The organism is Rhodococcus sp. UFZ-B548 (assembly GCF_903819475.1).
GTDB lineage: Bacteria > Actinomycetota > Actinomycetes > Mycobacteriales > Mycobacteriaceae > Rhodococcus_F > Rhodococcus_F erythropolis.
Genome location: NZ_CAIJDS010000117.1, coordinates 1 through 5,319 on the forward strand (window position 1 = coordinate 1; position 5,319 = coordinate 5,319).

6 protein-coding genes are annotated in these 5,319 nt (G+C 63.2%); 2 read left to right on the plus strand and 4 right to left on the minus strand.

Going from position 1 to position 5,319, the window contains the following annotated elements:
- Window positions 1–139: 139 nt before the first annotated feature.
- Window positions 140–766, minus strand: a complete 627-nt coding sequence (locus H7C86_RS36435; RefSeq protein ID WP_182263471.1) for a dihydrofolate reductase family protein — start codon at window positions 764–766, stop codon at window positions 140–142.
- 142 nt (window positions 767–908) lie between these two features.
- Window positions 909–2,501 (minus strand): adenylate/guanylate cyclase domain-containing protein, encoded by a 1,593-nt coding sequence (locus H7C86_RS36440; RefSeq protein WP_182263472.1) that lies wholly within the window; start codon window positions 2,499–2,501, stop codon window positions 909–911.
- Window positions 2,502–2,543: 42 nt separating this feature from the next.
- On the opposite strand from H7C86_RS36440, the gene nucS reads away from it, so the two are divergent.
- Both nucS and H7C86_RS37825 read left to right on the plus strand, forming a co-directional pair.
- Window positions 2,544–3,218, plus strand: a complete 675-nt coding sequence (gene nucS / locus H7C86_RS36445) for an endonuclease NucS (protein WP_003945160.1) — start codon at window positions 2,544–2,546, stop codon at window positions 3,216–3,218.
- A 19-nt stretch (window positions 3,219–3,237) separates the two neighbouring features.
- On the plus strand, window positions 3,238–3,582 hold the full coding sequence (locus H7C86_RS37825; RefSeq protein ID WP_020908287.1) for a hypothetical protein: 345 nt from the start codon (window positions 3,238–3,240) through the stop codon (window positions 3,580–3,582).
- A 7-nt stretch (window positions 3,583–3,589) separates the two neighbouring features.
- Here the strand turns inward: H7C86_RS37825 and H7C86_RS36450 are convergent, their stop codons facing one another.
- Together H7C86_RS36450 and mce are read right to left on the minus strand one after the other, a co-directional pair.
- The gene (locus H7C86_RS36450; protein WP_019749164.1) at window positions 3,590–4,633 is read right to left on the minus strand and encodes a hypothetical protein; all 1,044 of its coding nucleotides are present in this window, start codon (window positions 4,631–4,633) and stop codon (window positions 3,590–3,592) included.
- A 40-nt stretch (window positions 4,634–4,673) separates the two neighbouring features.
- Window positions 4,674–5,147, minus strand: a complete 474-nt coding sequence (mce, locus tag H7C86_RS36455; protein ID WP_020723660.1) for a methylmalonyl-CoA epimerase — start codon at window positions 5,145–5,147, stop codon at window positions 4,674–4,676.
- Between the last annotated feature and the right edge of the window lie 172 nt (window positions 5,148–5,319).

Consider the following 5,319-nt stretch of genomic DNA (forward strand, 5'->3'; position numbering starts at 1 on the left):
GAGCAGAAGCGCACGGCCGACTCACCACCCCGTCCGGGATCGAGCGAACGACACTTTCGTCGCCTCAGATCGACCGAACGTACCGTTCACACCATCACGAGCGGAAGCACGACTGAGGACGACGGGCGCTTTGCCCTGATCACTCGATGCCGTCGGCGGTGGCAGTTGCATACTTCGGCCGGCCAGTGGGCAGATACCGCTGGATCGTCACGCCCTTTGGTGTGGCTCGCGATTCGGCCAGCTCGAGTGCGATATCCGGTCCGGTATCGGGAAAGAGTCGCGTGCCCTGGCCTACGACCACCGGAACGATCAGCAGGATCATCTCGTCGACGAGATCGTTCGCGAGAAGCCAGCGGCACAATTCGCCACTGCCGTGCACCTGAAGCTCGCCGCCGGGTCTGGCTTTCAGTTCGCCGATCGCTGCGGCGGTGTCATCTGTAAGGGCCGTGGTGTTCTTCCATTGCGGATCGGTGACCGTTGTCGAGGCAAGATACTTGGGCCGCGTATTCAAGGCGCTTGCGATCGGGTTGACCTCTGGATTCTCGAACGCGCCCCAATAGCCGGCGAAGATTTCGTAAGTCCGCCGACCGAACAGGAAGGCGTCGGCGCGCTGGTAGACCTGGACGAGGTAAGACATGGCTTCTGTGTCCACCAGTGGCGCGGACCATCCGCCACGTTCGAATCCGCCGCGTCGATCTTCGTCCGGCCCACCGAGTCCTTGCATCACCCCGTCGAGAGTGACGATGGTAAATGTCGTCAGTTTCATAGTCGTACCCATCTCCCCGGCATCGCCGGATTTCCGCTGTTTCGATATAGACCGTCGGGAAGCGGGAAAGTCATCGAGCGAACGTGGCGTTCATCGCCTTGGATCGACTGAACGTGCCGTTCGCTCAGGGTGGGCGGTGAGATCAGGGCTGAACGGGCACAGAGTCTGCCGGGGTTGACTCGGACTCCAAGGCGTCGCAGGGAATCGCGAGCTCGGTCTGTTCGAGGCGGCCACGAAGGGTGATGTTCTCCGTGATCGACCACTGTGCGGCTTCGGCACTGTCAGCGGCGGCCACAGCCCGTCCGGACGCGGCGAGGTTACCCGGAACCGTCTTGGCGACCTCGGACAGTCGCGCTGCTTCGTTGACGGGATCACCGATGACGGTGTACTCGAACCTTTCTCGCGCACCGACGTTTCCGGCAACGGCAATTCCCGCAGCGACGCCGATACCCGCGCTCACTTCCGGAACTTCGGCACGCAGGCGCTGCTGAATCTTGCGGGCGGCGGCGAGTGCACTGCCGGCGTGATCGTCGAGTGTCGTCGGCGCTCCGAAAATCGCCAGCGCTGCGTCGCCCTCGAACTTGTTGACGAATCCGCCGTGTGCATCTACCTCGTCGACGATGACGTCGAAGAATCGATTGAGTAGAGCGACCACTGCGGTAGGGGAGTTGGTGGCCGCGATCGTGGTCGATCCGATGACGTCGACGAAGAGGACGGCAACGTCTCGTTCTTCACCGCCGAGTTCCGGGTTTCGGCGAACCGCGTTTGCGGCAACCTCGTGTCCGACGTGGCGCCCGAAGAGGTCGCGAATCCTCTCGCGCTCGCGCAGGCCCTCGGCCATGCGATTGAAGCCGGTCTGCAGCAGTCCCAATTCGGTCCCGTCGTACACGACGACGGACGCGGTGAGGTCGCCACGGGTGACTTGCTCCATGCCTCGGCGTACGGACCGAATGGGGGCCGCGGCTGATCGGATGTTGATGTACGTCAGTCCGAGTCCGACGCACAGAGTGATCCCGCCGATGACGAGGATCGCGGTCGCGAGGGCTTGCCACGAAGCAGGTCGGATGAAGCTGAAGACCGCTACGAGCATCAAGCCGGTGACGGGGACTCCGCTTCCGAGCAGCCAGACGAGGATCGTCCGGCCGGTCAGTCCGAGAACGGCAGCCTTGCGGGGCGCTCCGGATTCGAGTGCACGCGCCGCAATCGGGCGGAGTGCGAACTCGCTGAGCAGGTAGCAGAAAGCGCAGGTGGTGATACCGCTGAAAGCCACGGTGAACAGAACTTTCGGAATGGTGTCGGGGTCGACGATTCCGTACATGGTCGTGAAGGTGATGAGCGCGGCCGTCCACAGGACGGCTTGCACTCGGGTCAGTCGCCACGGCCCGCGCAACGCCGCGCGTTGATTCTGCTCGGTTGGCCGGTGATCCTCGGTGGCCCACCGGAGATCCCTCATGAGGCGTTTGGTGCCCCACAGAAGTCCGATGAGAAAGACACACCCGATGAAGACGGGCACGGCAATAAAGTTGATCCACTCGAATTCGGGGTGGATGATCTCGGGTCCGGGAACCACGAATCCGACGAGCACGATCGCCAGCACCGCTCCGATCAGGTTGGTGACCAGGAGAGGGGCAGTGAGTAGTGCCTGGACGCGGATTCGGCGGCGCCTGGGGCTTTCGTCGGTGGATCCGAGCAGCCACGACCCCAGGGGCGCACTCGGGACACGGCTTCGCTGCATAGTGTGTCGAGAGTAGTCGTAATGATCGCTTAGGGTGGTCCGGTGCGCCTAGTTATTGCTCGTTGCCGTGTCGATTATGTGGGACGCCTGACCTCCCACCTCCCTACCGCAAGACGACTGCTGTTGGTGAAGGCCGACGGCTCGGTCAGCATTCATGCCGACGACCGGGCGTACAAGCCGCTGAACTGGATGAGTCCGCCGTGCTGGTTGGTCGAGACCACCGGCGACAGCGACGACATCCTGTGGGTCGTCACCAACAAGGCGGGCGAGGAGCTTCGGATCACTCTCGAAGAGGTCGAGCACGATTCGTCGTATGAACTCGGTCTCGATCCGGGATTGATCAAGGACGGAGTCGAGGCACACCTTCAAGAACTTCTGGCGGAGCATGTCGAGACACTCGGCCCCGGCTACACGTTGGTACGACGCGAGTACATGACGGCCATCGGGCCGGTCGACCTTCTGGTCCGTGACGCGGACGGTGCATCGGTGGCGGTGGAGATCAAGCGCCGCGGCGAGATCGACGGCGTCGAGCAGTTGACGCGGTACCTGGAGTTGCTCAACCGCGATCCTCTGCTCGCGCCGGTCACGGGAGTTTTTGCAGCGCAACAGATCAAGCCGCAGGCAAAGACTTTGGCCAACGACCGTGGGATCCGTTGCCTGGTCTTGGACTACGAGGCCTTGCGTGGTACCGAAAGCACCGAGTTCCGACTTTTCTGACGCTGTTTAGACTCGAACCATGCCGCGCCGCAAACCTTCGCCGAAGCAATCCCGTCGAACGGATACTCGGCGTGCTCGGGATTCGAGCGCGGAATCGCAGTCACCCAGTGGTGTGTTGTTCGGCGGGGCGCTGGTCCGGGAGGAGCCAGGGCCGGGCGGTGAAATGTACATGGTGAGGCCGATACCCGGCTCCAACGCGACGAAGTTCTATCGCTGCCCCGGTTGTGATCACGACATCAGGCCCGGTGTCGCCCATGTGGTGACGTGGCCTTCGGAACCGGGCGGCGCGAACGAACGTCGACACTGGCACACCGGCTGCTGGTCAGGCCGCGGAACTCGCAGCCTGACCAGACGGTGGTCCTGAGCGTCGATCAGTTCCGGGACTGGGCTCGCTGCTCGACGGCGCGGGTGTCGATCTCGGCGGTGTTGGTCTCGTCCGAGTCCTCGAGCACATCGTCTTCGTCGATACTCGGTTCTGAGTCGACCGGATCTGAGTCGGCCTTCTTGTCTTCGATCTCGAGATCTTCCTCGGCTTCGACGATGACCGGAGCGGGCGGTGCATCGAGGAGTTCGCTCTCCCGGTTGACCGATGCGAGCATGGCCGGAACCGAATCGAGTTGTCCCCGAATGCCCAAGAGCTGAGCCAGAATTCGACCACGGAGAACACGCAGTTCTTCGGTCAGTTCCTTCGCGTGAGCGATCTTGCGCTCGGACTGATCGGTGGCGGCCTGCAGCCTGCGCTGAGCCTCGTGCGACGCATCGGAGAGTCGACGCTCGGCCTCTGCCTTGCTCGACGACTCCAGGTCGTTGACGGCGGCGACGACCTTGGCGCGACGCTCGGACATCGAGATGTCGAAGTCTTCGCGGATCTGAGTGCGCTTGGCCTCGGACTCGGCAGCCAGGCGATCCCGCTCGGCCTGTGCGGCTTCGACGATCCGGGCGGCTTCGGTACGGGCCTGCGCCATGGTCTGCTCGTGCATGGTTTCCATCGCATTGCGACGGTCCTCGAGTTCGGCGATCAGCGACTCGTAGTGTCCGCGCAGTCGGGCGCCGTCCTGTTCGGCGATGGAGGTCATCTCGGCTGCGTCGGCCTCGGCCTTCGCGCGCACCTCGGAAGCCTCGTCGGAGGCAAGGCGCAGCATGCGGCTGATGCGATCGCTCATGCCCTCCGCAGTGGTGGGCGGTACCGAGAGGCGGTCGACGTCCTTGCGGAGGTCGTCGATGTCGTCGCGTGCATCGTCGAGCTGCTTGGCAAGGTCACGGGCCTGCGCAGCGGCAGCATCACGATCGGCCGCGGTAACTCGCAGCTCCGCGTCGAATCGCTCGAAGTAGTTACGTACCTCGTCGCGGTCGTATCCCTTCCGTGCGATCTGGAACGGAAGTTGGATCGAACCGCGGTCCTGCTCGTATGCCATGGCGACAATCTACCTGGCATACGAGCTGGAGTCGGGTCTGCTAGTGGCTCGCGTCGGGTTCGACCAGTTCCACCAGGACGCCGCCGGCGTCCTTCGGGTGAATGAAGTTGATGCGCGAGTTGGCCGTACCGCGCCGGGGAGCGTCGTACAGCAACCGAACGCCGCGCTCGCGAAGCTCGGCGGAGATGGCGTCGATGTCGGTGACCCGGTAGGCGAGCTGCTGCAGTCCGGGGCCGCTTCGGTCGATGAACTTGGCGATGGTCGAGTTCTCGTCCAGTGGTGCGAGCAGCTGAACGGCAGTGGATCCGGCGGGGGAGCCGACGACGGAGAGCATGGCTTCGCGCACGCCCTGCGATTCGTTGATTTCCTCGTGGGTCGACACCATTCCCAGGTGCTGCGTGTACCACGCGATTGCCGCGTCGAGATCGGGCACCGCGATTCCGACGTGATCGATCGCGACGACGAGGTCGGACGACAAAGGTGCGAGTGCAGAACTGGGGGAGGTCTGTGTCATACCTTTCACGGTAGCGCTACCGTTTGAGGAGTACACGTCGGGATGTGACTTGGCTCTTAGGCCGCACGGAACCGACGACTATGTCTCTTTTGCAGCCGGAGGAAATCGTGACCAGTTCTGTGATTGTTGCGGGAGCTCGTACCCCGATGGGTCGACTCCTCGGATCGTTGAA

Excerpts from the sequence above, each read along its gene's own strand:
- H7C86_RS36435 (WP_182263471.1), bottom strand. The coding sequence starts at position 766 with ATGAAACTGACGACATTTACCATCGTCACTCTCGACGGGGTGATGCAA.
- H7C86_RS36440 (WP_182263472.1), bottom strand. The coding sequence starts at position 2,501 with ATGCAGCGAAGCCGTGTCCCGAGTGCGCCCCTGGGGTCGTGGCTGCTC.
- H7C86_RS37825 (WP_020908287.1), top strand. The coding sequence starts at position 3,238 with ATGCCGCGCCGCAAACCTTCGCCGAAGCAATCCCGTCGAACGGATACT.
- H7C86_RS36450 (WP_019749164.1), bottom strand. The coding sequence starts at position 4,633 with ATGGCATACGAGCAGGACCGCGGTTCGATCCAACTTCCGTTCCAGATC.
- mce (WP_020723660.1), bottom strand. The coding sequence starts at position 5,147 with ATGACACAGACCTCCCCCAGTTCTGCACTCGCACCTTTGTCGTCCGAC.